15 protein-coding genes are annotated in these 17,232 nt (G+C 54.2%); 12 read left to right on the forward strand and 3 right to left on the reverse strand.

Annotated features, from left to right (window positions below):
* The first annotated feature begins 11 nt into the window (after positions 1 to 11).
* A complete protein-coding gene (locus tag HGKM_RS05055) occupies positions 12 to 851 on the forward strand; it encodes a type III pantothenate kinase (protein ID WP_019134260.1) in 840 nt (279 codons plus the stop codon).
* Positions 841 to 1,818, forward strand: a complete 978-nt coding sequence (dusB, locus tag HGKM_RS05060; RefSeq protein WP_019134261.1) for a tRNA dihydrouridine synthase DusB — start codon at positions 841 to 843, stop codon at positions 1,816 to 1,818. Before HGKM_RS05055 ends, dusB begins: the two co-directional genes overlap by 11 nt.
* Here dusB and HGKM_RS08285 read toward each other — a convergent pair.
* The 3 genes from HGKM_RS08285 to HGKM_RS05075 all read right to left on the reverse strand — a co-directional run bounded on the left by HGKM_RS08285 (position 1,787) and on the right by HGKM_RS05075 (position 6,799).
* Entirely contained in the window at positions 1,787 to 3,136 is a 1,350-nt protein-coding gene (locus HGKM_RS08285) for a sensor histidine kinase (protein WP_019134262.1), read from the reverse strand. The two genes, dusB and HGKM_RS08285, sit on opposite strands and share 32 nt — an antisense overlap.
* Entirely contained in the window at positions 3,133 to 3,831 is a 699-nt protein-coding gene (locus tag HGKM_RS05070; RefSeq protein ID WP_019134263.1) for a response regulator transcription factor, read from the reverse strand. The genes HGKM_RS08285 and HGKM_RS05070 overlap by 4 nt, the downstream gene beginning before the upstream one ends.
* A gap of 70 nt (positions 3,832 to 3,901) precedes the next feature.
* A complete protein-coding gene (locus HGKM_RS05075; protein ID WP_019134264.1) occupies positions 3,902 to 6,799 on the reverse strand; it encodes a transglycosylase domain-containing protein in 2,898 nt (965 codons plus the stop codon).
* A 212-nt stretch (positions 6,800 to 7,011) separates the two neighbouring features.
* Here HGKM_RS05075 and hflX point away from each other — a divergent pair, with 212 nt between their 5' ends.
* The 10 genes from hflX (at position 7,012) to murD (ending at position 17,232) form a co-directional block, all read left to right on the forward strand.
* The gene (hflX, locus tag HGKM_RS05080; protein WP_019134265.1) at positions 7,012 to 8,319 is read left to right on the forward strand and encodes a GTPase HflX; all 1,308 of its coding nucleotides are present in this window, start codon (positions 7,012 to 7,014) and stop codon (positions 8,317 to 8,319) included.
* Between the two features lie 21 nt (positions 8,320 to 8,340).
* The gene (locus HGKM_RS08845) at positions 8,341 to 8,973 is read left to right on the forward strand and encodes an IMPACT family protein (RefSeq protein WP_019134266.1); all 633 of its coding nucleotides are present in this window, start codon (positions 8,341 to 8,343) and stop codon (positions 8,971 to 8,973) included.
* 48 nt (positions 8,974 to 9,021) lie between these two features.
* Positions 9,022 to 9,747, forward strand: coding sequence for a YebC/PmpR family DNA-binding transcriptional regulator (locus HGKM_RS05090; protein ID WP_019134267.1), 726 nt, complete (start codon positions 9,022 to 9,024; stop codon positions 9,745 to 9,747).
* 18 nt (positions 9,748 to 9,765) lie between these two features.
* Positions 9,766 to 10,569 carry a prolipoprotein diacylglyceryl transferase gene (gene lgt, locus HGKM_RS05095; protein WP_019134268.1) on the forward strand — a complete coding sequence of 268 codons (804 nt, stop codon included), beginning with the start codon at positions 9,766 to 9,768 and terminating at the stop codon, positions 10,567 to 10,569.
* A 210-nt stretch (positions 10,570 to 10,779) separates the two neighbouring features.
* Entirely contained in the window at positions 10,780 to 11,217 is a 438-nt protein-coding gene (mraZ, locus tag HGKM_RS05100) for a division/cell wall cluster transcriptional repressor MraZ (RefSeq protein WP_019134269.1), read from the forward strand.
* Between the two features lie 12 nt (positions 11,218 to 11,229).
* Positions 11,230 to 12,177, forward strand: a complete 948-nt coding sequence (rsmH, locus tag HGKM_RS05105) for a 16S rRNA (cytosine(1402)-N(4))-methyltransferase RsmH (RefSeq protein WP_019134270.1) — start codon at positions 11,230 to 11,232, stop codon at positions 12,175 to 12,177.
* A complete protein-coding gene (locus tag HGKM_RS05110) occupies positions 12,170 to 12,691 on the forward strand; it encodes a septum formation initiator family protein (protein ID WP_019134271.1) in 522 nt (173 codons plus the stop codon). The genes rsmH and HGKM_RS05110 overlap by 8 nt, the downstream gene beginning before the upstream one ends.
* A 31-nt stretch (positions 12,692 to 12,722) precedes the next feature.
* Positions 12,723 to 14,876 carry a penicillin-binding protein gene (locus tag HGKM_RS05115; protein ID WP_019134272.1) on the forward strand — a complete coding sequence of 718 codons (2,154 nt, stop codon included), beginning with the start codon at positions 12,723 to 12,725 and terminating at the stop codon, positions 14,874 to 14,876.
* Between the two features lie 49 nt (positions 14,877 to 14,925).
* Entirely contained in the window at positions 14,926 to 15,897 is a 972-nt protein-coding gene (gene mraY, locus HGKM_RS05120) for a phospho-N-acetylmuramoyl-pentapeptide-transferase (protein WP_034579677.1), read from the forward strand.
* A 9-nt stretch (positions 15,898 to 15,906) separates the two neighbouring features.
* Positions 15,907 to 17,232, forward strand: a complete 1,326-nt coding sequence (gene murD, locus HGKM_RS05125; RefSeq protein ID WP_019134274.1) for a UDP-N-acetylmuramoyl-L-alanine--D-glutamate ligase — start codon at positions 15,907 to 15,909, stop codon at positions 17,230 to 17,232.

Genomic DNA, 17,232 nt, shown 5'->3' on the forward strand with positions numbered 1-17,232 from the left:
GTTGTTTTACCATGGCGAGCGTATTAAACAAAAATGTACCGGATTCCCGCCTCCTTGCCCTGGACGTGGGCAATACCAACATCACCATGGGGATCTTTTTAGGATCCACCATCGAGCACCAATGGCGTCTCCAATCCAACTCCCTTAAGACCTCGGATGAATACGGGATTGAAATTGAGCAGATCCTCAACCATTGGGGCTATTCTGCCTCCTGCCTTAAGGATGTCATCTTGGGTTCCGTGGTTCCCCTGATGAACCACCGGATGTCCACCATGTCCCGTCGCTTTCTCAAGCATGAGCCCATCATCGTGGGGGAAGGGACGAGGACCGGGATGGCCATCCGGATGGACAACCCCAAGGATGTGGGAGCGGACCGGATCGTCAATGCCGTAGCCGGCTATGAGAAGTACGGAGGCCCCCTTATTGTTGTGGATATCGGGACCGCCATCACCCACGATGTCATCTCCTCCAAAGGTGAATACCTGGGTGGGACCATCGCTCCCGGCGTAGGTATTGCCACGGACGGTCTGACTTCCCGGACCGCCAAACTCCCCAAAGTGGAGCTCCAATTGCTGGACCATGCGATCGGGAAGAACACAGCCGAAGCCATGCAGGTGGGGATCATCCAAGGCTACATCGGCCTGGTCGACCACCTGACCGCCATTTTGATTGATGAGATTAAGGAAACGGAAGGCAGGGACAAGGAGGTGACCGTGGTGGCCACCGGCGGCTTCTCCAGCCTTCTCTCCTCCAATTCCGTCTACACCCAATACATCGACCACGACCTGACCCTCCAGGGTCTTCGCCTCATCTATGAAAGAACCATGCGGGCCAGGGCCAATGAAAAGTAAGAAGGTCGGCTTGGCCCCCCTGGCCGGGGTCTCCGACCTCTCCTTCCGCCGCCTGGCCTTTGAAGGAGGGGCGGACTTCGCCGTCACGGAGATGGTCTCGGCCAAGGGGCTCTATTACGGAAGCGGAAAGACCCAAGACCTCATGGCGACCCATCCTGAGGAAGGGGACCTGTCCCTCCAGCTTTTCGGCCATGAGCCGGAAATCCTGGCTAAGGTGGTGGAGGACCAGGTCAACCCCAGGGAGGACTTTGTGGCCGTCGACCTTAATATGGGCTGCCCCGCACCCAAGATCGTGAAAAATGGGGAGGGGTCGGCCCTGATGAAGGACTCTCTCCTGGCCGGTCGGGTCATGAGGGCTATGGTCCGGGCTTCCAACAAGCCCGTTACCCTCAAGTTCCGTCTGGGCTGGGACAAGGACCACATCAACTACCTGGAGATCGGGCGGATCGCCCAGGAAGAAGGGATTGCCTCCTTGACCCTCCACGCCCGGACCCGGGAGGCCATGTATTCGGGGAAGGCGGATTGGGAGGCCATCCGGAAGCTCAAGGACCACGTAAAAATCCCCGTCATTGGAAACGGGGATGTGGATTCGCCGGAGGCCGCCAAGGCCATGCTGGAGGTGACCGCCTGCGATGGGATTGCCATCGGGAGAGGGGCCATGGGCCACCCCTTCCTTTTCCGGCAGATTAAGGAGTATTTTGAGAAGGGGACCTACCGGGTCATGACCTATGACCGGGTTCTGGAATTGGTTCGTCGCCATTATGACCTGGAGATCCGGGAAAGGGGGGAGAGGGGGGCCCTCCTCATCATGAGGACCCAGCTTCCTTGTTATATTGAAGGCTTTTTCGGGGCGGCTAAGGTCCGGAAGGAAGTGAACGGGGCAGGGACCCGGGAGGAAGTGTTTGACATCCTGTCCGCCTATGGGGACCGCCTGTCTAGTCTTTCAAAGGATCTTGTTCAAAGATAACCCGGAAACTGGTCCCTCGACCGGGCCGGGAAGTGACTTCAATCTGTCCGCCCAGCTGGTGGACAAAATTTTGGGTGATGGAAAGGCCTAGGCCTGACCCACCCATTTTTTTGTTTCGGGAGGATTCCACCCGGTAAAAACGCTCAAAGAGATGGGCCTGGTCCGCCTTGGAAATACCCACCCCGTTATCCGTCACCGTCAAATAGACCGTGTTTTTTGCCTGGTTCAAACTGACCCTGATCTTTCCTCCCCGGTCAATGGCCTTGATGGCATTGGAAAGGAGGTTGCCCAGGATCTGGCGGTAGAGCCTACGGTCGGTATCGATCTTGATCATGGGGTCCAGGACACGGATCAGGTTCCCACCCTTTTTCTGGATAGCCCCTTCAAAGGAATCCAAAACCTGGTCGGTCAGGAGGGTGAGGTTGGTGGCTTCGAAGGCCAGGCGGTTCTCGGAGGAGGCATCATCGAAGGATTCCCGGAGGCCGATGACAATGGAAGAGAGCTGGTTAACATTGGCCTGGAGGCCTTTTAGGACTTCCTCGTCCCAATCCATGACCCCGTCTTCCAGGGCTTCAAACTCCAAAGAAAGGTTGGTGAGGGGGGTCCGAAGCTCGTGGGCAATATCCTGGGCATAGTCCAGTCGGGTCTTATCCTGGTTTTTCAGGCTGGAGGCCAGGTAGTTAAGGTTGGAGGAGAGGTTCTGAATTTCCGGAACATTGGAAGGAACCGGATCCAAGTCGTAGTCCCCCCGGGCGATCCGGGAGGTTTGTTTGGAGAGGATTTCAATAGGCTCAGTGATGCGACGGGAAAAGCGGCTGGTCAGAAAAAAGGCACCGACAAAATAGGCCAGGACCAGGAAGGCCAGCGAGCTCAGGGCCCCGGTCACGAAGCGGTTTTGTAGGCTTTCATAGATGGGGTTGTTGAGGTCATGGGTGACCAGGAGAGTCCCGATTTGGTTTTGGTCATTATCCACCAGGAGGTAGCGGGCAACCTGGAGGTTCTGGTCCTCATGTTCAACCAATCCCTCATAGCTTGCCTGGATCCGGGAGGACTCATCCATAATGGAGATATTGATATTGGAATTTTTGGCATAGGCAGCCAATTTTTCCCGCCAGGAATCCTCTCGGAAGGAAAAGCCCTCCTGGCGGACAATGTCGGATACATCTTCGACCACCCTTTGGATCCTTTCCTCTTCCACATGGACCAGGAGTCGGTCAAAGGAATCCGTAAAGGAGAAAACCAGGACGCCGGCAATGACTAAGACCCCCACCGTCATAAAGAGGAGGACTTGGATGGCCAACCGAGTTCGGAGTCTCATGATTCCTTAGCCGGACTGCCGGCACGGTAACCCACACCGTAGACCGTTTGAATGTATTCCGGATTTTTGGGATCATCCTCGATCTTTTGGCGGATGTTTTTGATATGGGTGTCGATGGCCCGGTCATAGGCCTCATAGTCCATGCCAAAGGTCACTTCAATAATTTCGTCCCGGGTGAAGATCTTTTTGGGGTGGGAGAGAAGGGTTTGGAGGATGAGGAATTCATTTTTGGTTAGGTGGATTTCCTCCCGGTCTTTATAGGTCCGCATGGATTCCAGATCCATCTCCACCCGACCATCGCCGGAGAGGAGGGCGGTGGAGCTTTCCTCCGATGTCGAGACCCGGCGGAGGATGGCCTTGACCCTTTCGACCAGCTCCCTGGCAGAAAAGGGCTTGGTCATGTAGTCATCAGCCCCCTCCCGGAGGTTACCGATCCGGTTGGATACATCGGTTTTTGCCGAGACGATGATGACAGGGGTCTTGGTTTCCCGGCGGATCTCCTTGAGGAAGTCCTCGCCGGACAGGCCCGGAAGCATGAGGTCCAGAACGACCAGGTCCGGCTGGACCTTCCGGAAGAGGGCTAAGCCTTCCTTGCCGTTGGTGGAGGTGGTCACTTCATAGCCTTCCTTTTCCAGGTAGGCTCTTTCAATATTCAGGATGGAGCGTTCATCTTCACAGATCAGAATTTTTGCCATGGTCCCTTCCTTTCGCATTTCGTATGTAGAGAGACCAGCCTCATGTGAAGGCTGGTCTTTTGTCTCTTTCTTATTCTGCCCCGGCCTGACCTCCCTGTTGCCGGTTGACAGCTTCTCCCGGTTTATCTTCAGGGGGCTTGCTCTCTTCGGTCTCGGCGGAATCAGAGGATTCGGGCTCAACAGGACCAAGGTTTGAATAGATGGTAGGCAGTTCAGTCCGCCAGTCTTCCGGGGTAATTCCATTGAATTTTTGTGGATCATAGGGTTCTTTTCTTTGGGTGAAGACCCAGTAGCCCTTGACCTTTTCAGGTGTCTTGGAGGTAGCCAGGAGGAGGTTCCGGGTATCCACCAGACGGGATACATGGATATCACAAACATCCTTGGGTTCGGTTTCCTTGGAACAGAGGACCTGTATGATGGGATGGCGGTCATCGTGCTTGCAGAAGCGACCCGGCTTGAGACCGGAAGCCGCACAGAGGTAAGTGGGATAGACCCCCTCGGGTTTTTCAAATTTCGCCGGTTCTTTGTCCTCCATGAGGATCTTGGCCACTCTTCCGTAGATGGTGACCCCGTCGGCGGAATTGGAGGCCATGGACATTTGGGCATTATCCATCCCCACCCAGACGGAGGTGGTGTAATAGGGGTTGGTGATGCAGCACCAGTAGTCCTTATTGTCGTTGGTCGTCCCGGTCTTGGCTCCTTGGTCAAGACCCCGGATGTAGATGCTGGGGTTGATCCAGGACTGCTTGGATGCCGCCAGGAGCATATCCAGGAGTTGATAGTTGACCTGGGGATTGAGGACTTCGGTTTCGGGATGTTTATTTTCGAAATAAACCTTCCCGCTATTATCCACAATCTTGGAGATGGCCAGGGCGGGTATCCGCTTCCCGTTGTTGCCGATGGCCTGGTAGGCGTTGGCCATATCCAGGGTGGTTAGTCCCCGGGTTATGGCCCCTAAAGCCAGGGAGAGGTTCTCATCATTGGCCCCGCCGATGGACTCGCTTTCTTCAATAAAGTGGTCCCGGTCCCGGTGGTCTTTGTTGATAATCCCGTAGCGGGTCAGGGCGTCCTTGGTGGCCTTCATGCCGACCTTGTCCAACCAGCGGACAGCAGGGGGGTTGAGGGATTCGGAAACCGCCTTCTTCATGTAGACGATCCCCTGGTAGCGTCCATTGTTGTTGGAAGGCCAGGGTTTACCGTCCACCATGGAGATGGGGACATCGTCCATGGGAGAGGCTTGGTTATAGCCCTGGGCAAGGGCGGCCGTGTACTCCGCAATGGGTTTGATGGAAGAACCGGGGGACCGGGGGAGGCCGTAGGCCCGGTTGACGAAGTTGCTGTTATCATCCTCCCGCCCGCCGATGATGGCCCGGACTTCACCGGTCTTGGTATCAAGGACCGTCACCGCTGTTTGTGGTTGCTTGACGCCTACTTCATCATAGGTGTAGTGGTCGGCATTGATGACCAGGGCCCCGTCCTCTCGGATGGAATAGAGCTGATTCTCACTGGTCTTAAAATAGTCGGCCGAAATATGGATGGTCCCGTCCTGGTCCTTGGAAACATAGTCCTCGCCGATGGCGATGGATCCCACTTGGTGGGTCCGGAAGACATCATTTTCATCCCAGGTGTAGAAGTTGGTGATATCCAGGGATCCCTTGTAGGCCCGGACCCTGCCCGGCTGGATGGTCAAAGACCCGTCCTCCTCCTGGGTGAAAGTCTTTGGAGGCAGGACCACCCGGCCCTGGTCATCCATGAGGTTTTCTTTTTTGAAGTAGATGATGGTTCCATTGGCGTTGAGGACGTTGCCCCAGCGGTCGTAGTTGAGGTTGAGGCGGAATTTTCGGGAAGCGCCTCCGGCAGTTTGGTTGACTGTCGTGTTGATGGAGGAGATGGATTGTTGGAGCTTCTCCTGGAGGGCCAGGTCGATGGTTGAGGTGATGGAAAGGCCACCATAGAAGAGCTTGTTCTTGGCTTCTTCCTCTGAAATGTTGCCCTGGTCCATAAGAATTTGGATGGCTTGGTCGCGGATGAGGTCGGTGAAATAGGAGGTGGAGGCTTCCATCTGCTTGGTCACCGGTTTGATGGTCCCCGCCACATCCACCTTGGAGGCCTTCTCATATTGGTCTTCGGTGATATAGCCGTTGGCCAGCATTTCCTTAAGGACGTACTTGGACCGCTCATAGGCGGGGGCATTGTAGACGCAGACATAACGCTCCCCATTGATGGTGGTCTCGCCCAGAACCCTTTCATCGGTCACCTGGGAAGGACGGTAGGTGGAATAGAGGGAGTAGTGGGAGGGGGCGGGGACGACGGAAGCCAGGGTGGCGCATTGGGGGAGGTCCAAGTCGATGGCGGGCTTGGAGAAGTAGACTTCCGCCGCAGCTTCGACCCCATAGGCCTGTTGGCCGAAGAAAATCCGGTTGAGATAGCTTTCCATGATCTTCTTCTTGGCTTCTTCCTTGCCCAGGCGGGAGCTAAGAGCCTCTTCCATCTGGAGGGCCAGGTACATTTCCTGGATCTTCCGGGTCCAGTTGACGTCATAATTCAAATAGACATTCCGGGCCAGCTGCATAGTGATGGTCGAAGCCCCGCGAAGGCTGCCGGAACTCATCAAATCCTTCAAGGCAGCGGCAATGCCGAAGAGGTCAACCCCATTATGGGTCCAAAAACGCTTGTCTTCCGCAGAGACGAAGGCGTTGACCAGGTCCTCCGGAATCTTGTCATAGGGGATGACCTTGCGGAATTCAGCCGTTTCAATTTGCTTGATGAGCTTCCCATCCTGGTCGACAATTTTGGACGATTCGGTTAAGCCCGAAAGGAGCTCCTTGGAATCCACCTCAGGAGCTTCAGAGGCGATGAGGAGCATGGAACCGGCCAGGTAGCCGCCAAGGATGCCTAAGAAGATCAGAAGGGAGACGAAGAAAATCCCTATGCTGTTTGCGATCGTTTTTCCGATTGATTTATGCAAAATGTCCTCCAAAAAGTTTTGCCGTCAGCCGACTTGATTTTTCAAACCGGACTGGCGGAAAAAATGGTTAAAATTCGGCATATCATAGTAAGAGCATTTTACCACAAAAACGATAGTTGCTCACCTACAGGGGAGATTAACTAGCGCTTTCATCTTGAACAGGAATCTGTTATCCTCTTTAACGTATAAGATAATGATGAAAGGAGGAGACGATGGCAGAAGAAGCGGTTTTGGTTTTTGTTTTTACCAATCAGGACCAAAACGAGATAGAAGCAAGAAAGCAAGAATTGAAAGACATTGTGATTTCTTCCGGAGCTCATGTTGCCGCTATCGTCAGTCAAGAAGTTTCCTCCTATGCGCCCCAGACTTTGATTGGATCTGGGAAGGTGAGTGAGCTGGCGGAATTGGTCAAGGCCAATGGCTGGGACCTGGTTATTTTTGAAGAATCACTGACGGGTTCCCAACGAAAAAATCTCCAGGATGCCATTGATGCCAAGATCCTGGACCGGGTGGATGTCATCTTGGATATTTTTGCCCAAAGGGCCCGAACCAAGAAGGCTAAACTGGAAGTCCACCTGGCCCAGCTGGAATACCGACTACCCCGCCTCCGGGGCTATGGGGAATCCCTCTCCCGCCTGGGAGGCGGGGTGGGGACCCGGGGGCCCGGCGAACAAAAGCTGGAGACCGACCGTCGGGCCATATTGAGCCAAGTCAAGTCCATTAAAGCAAAGCTAAACAAGCTTTCCGGCCAGGCCGCCCAGGCGGCGGAAAAGAGGCGGTCGGGTTCCGTCCCCCTGGTTGCCCTGGTCGGTTACACCAATGTGGGCAAGTCCACCCTCATGAACCGGACCCTGGATCGCTTTGGCGGGCCTGCCCGGTCGGATAAGGGTGTCTATGCTGATGACCGGCTTTTTGCTACCCTGGATACCGCCACAAGGAGAATTCAAAAAGAAGGAGAGCCTCCCTTCCTCCTGGTGGATACAGTGGGTTTTATTCATGACCTTCCGGACAAGCTCCTGCCTTCCTTTGAATCCACCCTCTCGGAAGCAGAGTCAGCCGACCTCCTTTTAGTCCTTATCGATGCCTCCAACCCGGCCTATGAGGAGGAAATTAACCTGGTCACTCAAACCCTACGCAAACAGGGGGACCCGCCGCCCATCCTTTTTCTTATGAACAAATCCGACCTGGCCCGACCACCCCTTGTTACCGACCGGGACAGGACCCTACGAATTTCAGCCAAGGATCCGGAGTCGGTGGAAGGCCTGGTCGACCGGATTCTTGTGGAGCTTTATGGGGAGGAAGACAGGGTCCACCTCCTTCTTCCCTACGAAGCCATTGGCAACCTCCAAGTCTTCCGTGACCAGTCACAGGTTATCAGGGAGTGGGGGGACGAAGAAGGCCTCCATTGGTGGGTCCGGACCAGGGAAAGAGTCTTGGATAGCTACTTAAAGAAGAATCCTGCCTTGGAAAGAAGGAAGCCTCCGCCGGATCTCTTGGAGGGTGGAGGGGATAAAGAATGACCCGTGAGAGGAGGGGGAGAGTTGACTTTTTATTCTATAGAAAAAGCGTCAAGGATTGAATTGGACATCAAAAAATCCCTCTTTATCGGTCAGGCTTGCCCTGTACAAAGAGAGGAAGAGGCCTTGGACTTTATTGATGGCGTTCAGACCGCCCACCCCCAGGCCACCCACCACTGCCGGGCATATATCATCGGGGAGGCCGGCCTCATCCAACGCTTCCATGATGACGGTGAGCCCTCAGGAACAGCCGGTATGCCCATCCTGGAGACAGCCAAACAGATGGAGCTGACCAATGTGGTCATTGTCGTCACCCGGTATTTCGGCGGAATCAAGCTGGGGGCCGGGGGGCTGGTCCGGGCCTACCGCCAGGCAGCCCGGGAGGCCCTGGAAGCCGGTCGGGTCACTTCCTACGTCCCCTGGAAAGAAGTGGACATTCAGATTGCCTACGAGAGCTTGGGGAAATGCGACTACCTCCTCCAGGAATCCCCGGTGGTCGAAAGGGACCGGGTCTTTACGGACCGGGTCGCTCTAACCTGGCTCATCCCGGAAGACCGGGTCGGTTGGATCCGGGCCCAGGTCATGGAGATCAGTGCCGGCCAGGCAAAATTTGAGGAAAAACAAAGGCTCATGCTCCCGGAAGTGAATCCGAAATAAGGGGTATGACAATATAGAGATTGATCAAACAAGGAAAGAAGGTTAGTCATGTCAGGACATAATAAATGGAGCAAGGTGAAAAACGTAAAAGGAAAAGAGGATGCCAAGAGGGCCCAGGTCTTTACCAAGATGTCCAGGGCCATCATGGTGGCCGTCCGGGAAGGTGGCCCGGAACCGGAATATAACTCCGCCCTCCAATCGGCCATTGAAAAAGCCAAAGCGGAAAATATGCCCAACGACAACATTGAACGGGCCATCAAAAAAGGAGCCGGCGAGCTGGGCAATGCTGAGTTTTTCTCCATCGTCTATGAGGGCTATGGACCGGAAGGAGTGGCTATTATCGTGGAGACCCTGACCGATTCCAAGAACCGGACGGCCGGGGAGATGCGGTATATCTTTGACCGGAACGGGGGAAACCTGGGGAACCCGGGTTCCGTCACCTTCCAATTTGACCGGAAGGGGATTTTCGTCGTTGATGGAGAGGGCAAGGATGAGGATGAGGTCATGATGGATGCCCTGGATGCCGGGGCTGAAGACCTGGTCCGCGAAGAGGATGTTTTTTTGATCACTTGTCCGCCGGCTGACTTTATCACGGTCAGTAAGAAGCTCCAGGAAAAGGGGTACCGCTTTTCCTCCGCCCAGGTGGGTTACCTGCCCAAGAACAAGGTCAAGGTGGCCGACGAAGAGGCCTCCGGCCAGATCGAAAAGCTGATTTCCGACCTGGAGGACAATGACGACGTCCAGGATGTTTATTCCAACTGGGAGGAAGCCTAGTCGAAGAAAGGAATGCCTATGCAATATACAGGGGACCGTGTCGCCTTTTCCCTTTTTGGAATTGACGTCTACTGGTATGCTATTATCATCGTCACCGGGATGGTCCTGGCCCTCTACCTGGTCTCCAGGGAGATGGGTCGACGGGGGATGGATCCCGATAATGCCTATGATATCGGTCTTTGGATCCTTCCCTTCGGTGTGGTAGGGGCCAGGCTCTGGTATGTCATTTTTGAATGGCACCGCTACGACTCCTTCCTGGATGTCATCAACATCCGGGATGGGGGCCTGGCCATACAAGGCGGGATCATTGCCGGACTTATCGTGGGCTTGGTTCTCGCCCGAAAGAAGGGATTCTGGTTTCCCCGCCTCTCGGACATCATCATGCCCGGACTAGCCCTGGCCCAAGGGATTGGACGCTGGGGAAACTTTATCAATAATGAAGCCCATGGAGTGCCCACCGACCTTCCCTGGGGGGTCATTATCGACGGGGTATCCTACCATCCCACCTTTTTATATGAGTCCCTGGGAGATATCCTTCTTTTCCTTCTCTTGGTCCTCTATACGAGGAAGTGGCTCAGGAGGGACGGTCAGGTGACCTGCCTCTATTTCGTGGGCTATGGGATTCTCCGCTACTTTGTTGAGGGTCTTCGGACGGATTCCCTCATGGTTGGAGACTTCCGGGTGGCACAGATTCTGGCCATTCTGGGCATTGTGGTCGGCCTGGTCTGGTTCATCATCCTTTCGAAAAAGCCGGATAACGCCTCCATACCCGGCAAGAATCCCTATCACCATAAGGAAAATGAATCTTTTTCATCACTTTGATGGGAATTCCCTCCACTTTTTCAAGAATAGAGGAGCCTTTCCCTGAAAAAGATTGAAAATCCAAGCCCTATCAAGGGAGCAAGCTGAAAGAAGCTTGCTCTTTTTTTATGCAAAATTTTAGAAAAACAATGAATTAGCCCTTGTTCTTTCAGAATATATGGCCTAAAATGGATTTAAGTGGAAGCAAGTGGAGAAAAGTGGAGGAAAGTTATGTTTTTAGGGGAATACAACCACAGCGTGGATAGCAAGGGGAGGATTTCCCTGCCGATTAAGTTCCGCGACCAGCTTTCCCAACCCTTTTACATCACCCGAGGTATGGAAGACTGCCTCTTTATCTACGACCAGGAGGAGTGGATGCGGATGGATGAAAAGATCCGCAAGCTCCGATTGACGGCCAAGGCAGCCCGTGGCTTCTCCCGTCTCTTTTATGCCGGAGCCATGGAAGTCAGCTTGGACAAGCAAGGTCGTTTTGTTATTCCACCCCATTTACGGTCCTATGCCGGCATTGAAAACGATGCCGTCATTGTAGGCGTCAGTGACCGGATCGAGGTTTGGGCCAAAGAGGCCTGGGCCTCCTATATGGATTCCGACGCCATGGACTATGACGAGCTTACAGAATCTCTGAATGCCACCGATACGGATCTCTAGCAAGGAGGGCTTATGGAATTCCAGCACACGCCTGTCCTCCTTCAAGAGACCTTGAAAGGTCTGCGCATTCGAGAGGATGGCACCTACGTCGACTGTACGGTTGGCGGAGGAGGCCATTCGAAAGAGATTGTAAAAGCGTTGACAAACGGAAGACTCATCGCCATCGACCAGGATGTCGAGGCATTAGACGCCGCTAAGGTGAATCTGGCCCCCTGGGCCGAGCATGTTCGTTTTGTCCACGCCAATTTCAAAGACCTCGACCATATTCTCGATCACCTGGCCATTGACCGGGTGGACGGGATCCTCATGGACATCGGCGTATCCTCCTACCAATTGGACCAGGGGGATCGGGGCTTCTCCTACCACCAGGAGGCTGAGCTCGATATGCGGATGGACCGGTCTGCAGAGATCCCGACGGCAAAGGATATTCTCCGAAGCTATTCCAAAGAGGACCTTTCCCGGATCATTTATGACTATGGAGAAGACCGGTGGGCCGACCGGATTGCGGAATTTATTGTCCAAGCCCGGAAGACCAAGCCCATTGAATCTACCGGTGATTTGGTGGACATCATCAAGTGGGCGGTACCCAAGGGGGCCAGGATGGACAAGCACCCTGCCCGGCAGGTCTTTCAAGCCCTCCGAATCGAAGTCAACCATGAGTTGGATGTTCTGGAAGAGACCTTGCAAAAGGCAGTGGATCGTCTGGAAGTAGGTGGCCGGCTCTGTGTCATCGACTTTCACTCTTTGGAAGACCGAATTGTAAAAAAAGCCTTTAAAAAAATGGCGGCCGGATGCATCTGCCCACCGGATTTTCCGGTTTGCGTTTGCGGACACCGGCCTGAAATTCAATGGATAAACCGTAAACCGATTGAGGCTTCCCCGGAGGAAGCCGCGTCCAATCCGAGGGCCCGATCAGCCAAACTCCGGATTGTAGAAAAGTTAGGGGATAACAATGGGTGAGCCAGCAAGACAGTACATCATGGAGAGACCGGCCCAGAGACGCCGGATTGAAATCATTCAGGACCTGCCGGAGCCGGCTCAGAAGAAGGGGAGGAGGCAATCTCCCAAAAAAGTTGGAGCCAAAGGAAAGAAAAGATTCGGAGCAAAATCGAAGACTGCCCGGACCGGGCAGAGGGCAATTTTCACTCCTGCCCAGGGGCTATCTCTTTTGGTCATGTTGACCGCTTTTGTTGGTTTGCTTATCGCTAACTTAATCAGTTATAATGAAGTATCAATGGTTCAAAATCAAATCAATGAAACGCGGCAAAAAGTCCAAGCTCTCCAATCAGAGACCGATCTCCTGACCATGAAAATGGCTCCCTATACCGATCCGGACCGGATTGAAAAGCTGGCAAAAGAACGCCTTCATATGGTCAAGCCCCAAGACAAGGATATCATCTCCATTCATGCCAATCCCAAGGATGTCTACAAGGATCCCGGCAGTCAAAATCAACTGGCTGATCAAGGAAGATAATCGCTGCCGCTCAGAAACCAGGTGGTGAGGCATGCTTTTCAGAAAATTTAAACGAACAAAAAAGCCGAATGAAATTAACCTTCATGCCAGGACGAAATTTATTTTTCTCAGCCTCCTGGTCGTGACGGTCATATTTCTCCTCCGGCTTTTTTCTTTGCAAGTCATTGGAGGCGACGACTACCGAGCCCAGGCCTATGCCCAGAGGCGGACCAAGAAAATCGCCCAGGCGGAGCGGGGGGCCATCTATGACCGGAACCAGGAGCCCTTGGCCATCTCTGTCAACATCACCTCTGCCTATCTTTCGCCCAAGCAGGTGGACCCTGCCGACTACCAGGAGGTGTCGGATACCCTTTCCTACATATTGGGCTTGGAGCCGGCCAAGGTTATGGACAGCCTCCATTCCAAAAAGGACTATATTCGGATCAAAGACAAGGTGTCCGATGGGGAGATCCAGGCTTTAACTGCCTCGGGCATCCGGGCGGTGTCCCTGGAGCATGAAAGCCAGCGCTTTTATCCCAATGACAGCCTCCTTTCCCAAACCCTGGGCTATACCAATGATGAGGGTCTGGGGATTTACGGGGCGGAGAAGGAATTCGACCAGGTCCTGAGAGGTTCGGCCGGCCAAGATGTCTTTACCAAGGACCTCCGGGGACGGGTAGTTCCCACTGAAGAAGGGAAGTCCTTTGATCCTTCTAACGGCCAATCCATCTGTCTGACCATCGACTTGGAGGCCCAGAAAATCCTCCGGGAGGAGATGGCCAAGTGTGTCCAAAAATATGATCCTAAATCCATCACCGGGATTATTTCCAACCCCAATACCGGGGAGATTCTGGCCATGGAGAGCCTGCCCAATTTCAACCCCAACCAACCCCGCCAGCCCGAGGAGACGGAAGACCGTGTCCGTTGGGACTCCATGACGGAGGAAGACAAGCTTAACCTTCTTTATGAGCGTTGGAAGAATCCGGCGGTTTCCGGACTCTATGAGCCGGGTTCCGTTTTCAAATCTATCACCACTGCCCTGGCCCTGGACAGCCAGGCCCTTTCCAAGGATACAGACCATGTTCTCTGTCAGGGTTCTATTCAAATTGCCCCCCAAACCCGGATCTCCTGTGATAGGGGCCGGGCCCACGGCGAAGAGCTCCTGAAGGATGCCCTGGTCAATTCCTGCAACAGCGGTTTCGTCCAGATTGTCTGGAAGATTGGCCCCCAGCGCTTCACCTCCTACCTCCGGGCCCTTCATATGGGTGGGAAGAGTGGGATCGACCTGCCGGCCGAAGCTTCATCAGTCATCCCCAAGACCCTGTCCGCCATGGATCAGGCCCGCTTTGCCACCATGTCCTATGGCCACGGCCTCTCCGTTACTCCCCTGCAGATCCTTACCATGGCCAACACCACCATCAACGGTGGCTACTATATCCAGCCCCATATTTTTTATCAATCCATGAATTCCGATAAGACCCTGCTTTCCTCCTACCAGGTGGAAAAAGGGGACCCCATCTTCTCTCAGGACACGGTCAAAACCATGCGGGATTACCTCCAGGCCTCAGCCTCCAAGCCCTTTAAAGAACTCCAGGGCAAGCCGGTTGGCGGAAAGTCCGGAACCACCGTGATCGCTAAGGATGGAGTTTATACCCGGGATACCATCGCTTCCTATTTTGCCTTTTATCCGGCGGATGACCCCAAGCTGTCGATTTTAATTGTGGTCAACACTCCCAACAATCAGGGCTACGGATCCCTGATTGCCGTTCCTGTGGCCAGCCAGACCCTGACTCGGTATGTGGAGAGGGGAGAGAAGGAAGGGGAAAAGGGTCCGTCAGACGGCAAAGCCCTGCCGGACTTCGTTGGAAAAACGGTGGAAGAAGCCGAAAAGACCGGCTATCCCTTCACCCGCTATGGGTCCATGTCGGACTTTTCTGTCATTGGGAGTCAGATGCCCAAGGCGGGAGGGCTCTACCGGGAAGGCCAAACCATCACCCTCTATCCCGATGACCGGGCCTCCTATCTGGTTCCTGATATGACGGGAGCCAGCAAGAAGGAAGTGGAGGACACCTTCCAGGCGACCTCTATCCCCTTTGATACCAGGGGGGAGGGGAAGGTCGTTGACCAGGATCCCAAGCCGGGAACAAAGGTCCCGGGAACCACCCGGATCCGCTTCATTTTAGACAAGGAAAAAGAAGGAAATTAAAACAAGGCTTTTGCTCCCTGTTTCTGATCATACGGAAAGGAAAATGATGATGGAATTACAATACCCGGGCTTACTGACGTTCTTTTTAGCGACCCTCTTCAGCGGCTTGGGAACTTACTTTTGGATACGCTTTTCCCGAAAGAAGGCGATCGGCCAACCCATCCGGGAAGAAGGCAATAAAGCCCACTATAAAAAGGCAGGAACACCCACCATGGGGGGGATCGTCTTTACCCTGGTCAGCCTGGTCCTTCTTTTCGTTTTCACCGGCTTTCGCCCGGAAAGCCTCTTTCTCCTCCTGGGCACCCTGGGCTTTGCCCTGATCGGCTTTTTGGATGATTATGAGAAGGTCAAACAAAAGCAGAATGAGGGCTTGACCCCCCGTCAAAAGCTCTACCTCCAATTCGGCCTTTCCTTTATCCTGGTCAGCCTGGCCTTCCTGGTCAATGGAGACCTGGCCCGGCAGAAGATTCCCTTCTTCAATGTCACCCTGGACTTGGGCCTTTTCTGGGTTCCCATCCTCATGTTTGTGGTGGTGGGGTCAGTGAATGCGGTCAATTTAACGGACGGCCTGGATGGCCTATGCACCGGGGTTTCCATCCCTATCTTCCTTGCCCTCGCCTTGGCCGCCCTCATCTATCCCTATGCGGTTAGCAATGTCATCTACTACTATGCCTTGATTTTTGCCGGAGCCCTGGTGGGCTATCTTTTCTTTAATGCCCATCCCGCTTCCGTCATGATGGGGGATACGGGGTCCATGGCCATTGGAGGCGCCATTGTCTCCCTCCTCCTTCTCTATAACCGCCTCCTTTTCATGGTGGTATTGGGCGGAGTTTATCTGATGGAAGCCCTATCCGTCATCATCCAAGTCACTTATTTTAAACGGACGGGGGGGAAGCGGATCTTCAAAATGTCCCCTATCCACCACCACTTTGAACTGTCCGGATATCCCGAAGAGAAGATCACCATCGCCTTCAGCCTGGTTTCCCTCCTTCTCTCCTTGCTTACCCTGTCTATTTTTTAGGAGGTTTCCATGAAGATCAAAAGCCCTGAAGGTAAAAATCGGATTCTTTTATATGGCCTGGGCGTCACCGGAAAGGCCATTCTCTCCACCTTCCCCAAAGCAGGATGGCAGGTGACTCTTTATAATGACCAGGAGGTTAAGCTTGATGACCTGGTCAAGGAGGGTCTTGACCCCTCCAAGGTGGACTTGGCTAAGGACCTGGATTCGATCCCTTGGTCCGACCTGGCCTATGTGGTCAAGGCTCCGGTCATCCCCCTGGACAAGCCCCTCCTGGAAAGGGCCAGGGAAGAGGGCCTGCCGGTCTGTTCCGACATTGAGCTGGCCTACCGGCTCTTTCCCGACCAGCCCATGGTGGCCATTACCGGGTCCAATGGAAAGACAACCACCACCTCCATGGTGGCCCATATCCTCAATAAATCCGGCCATCCCGCCATTGCTTGTGGGAATATCGGCCTGGCGGTCTTTGAAGCCTTGGACAGGGCGGACCCCGACACCTGGCTGGTCATCGAATCCTCCTCCTTCCAGTTGGCCTCGGTGGACCGGTTCAAGCCCCGCTTTGCGGCCATCCTCAATGTCACCCCTGACCACATTGACTGGCATAGGGATTTTGCCCACTATGCCGCCTGTAAGTTCAACATCTCCAAGGGTCAGGGGCCGGAGGACATCCTCTACCTCAACCCCCATGACCGGCCCTCCAAGGAGGCCTTTGAATCCGGCCGCTTCAAGGCCCAGGTCAAGTGGATCGACCCGGAAGGGGAATGGGCCCGGGAAATCCGGGAACCCGGATTCTGGACCCTGGTAGGAAGCCACAATGTCGATAATGCCCTATTTGCAGCCGGCCTCTGCCATGATATCGGCTTGGACTGGCCCATTATCAAAAAAGCCCTCCAAAGCTTCCGGGCGATCGAACACCGGATGGAGGTGGTTGACACGATCGATGGGGTCACCTATATCAATGATTCCAAGGCCACCAATGTGGATTCCGCCGTCCAGGCCATCCACTCCCTCCAGGCCCCCCTCATCGTCATCGCAGGCGGCTACGATAAGCACGTCCCCTTTGATGAATTTTATGAGGCCTTTCGTCCCCAGGGAAAGGCCATGATCCTCATGGGCCAGACCAGGGACAGTCTGAAGCAGGGAATGGAAGAGCGGGGAATGGGGGACCGGGTGGTCATGGTGGATAGCCTCAAGGAGGCCATCAACCGGGCCCACGACCTGGCCCAGGCAGGGGACGTGGTCCTTCTTTCTCCGGCATCAGCATCCTGGGGCATGTATAATAACTTTGAAGAAAGAGGCCGGGAGTTTAAGGACTTGGTTAAGAACTTGAAAAAATAG

It is taken from the genome of Kallipyga massiliensis ph2, from assembly GCF_000311985.1.
Lineage (GTDB): Bacteria > Bacillota > Clostridia > Tissierellales > Peptoniphilaceae > Kallipyga > Kallipyga massiliensis.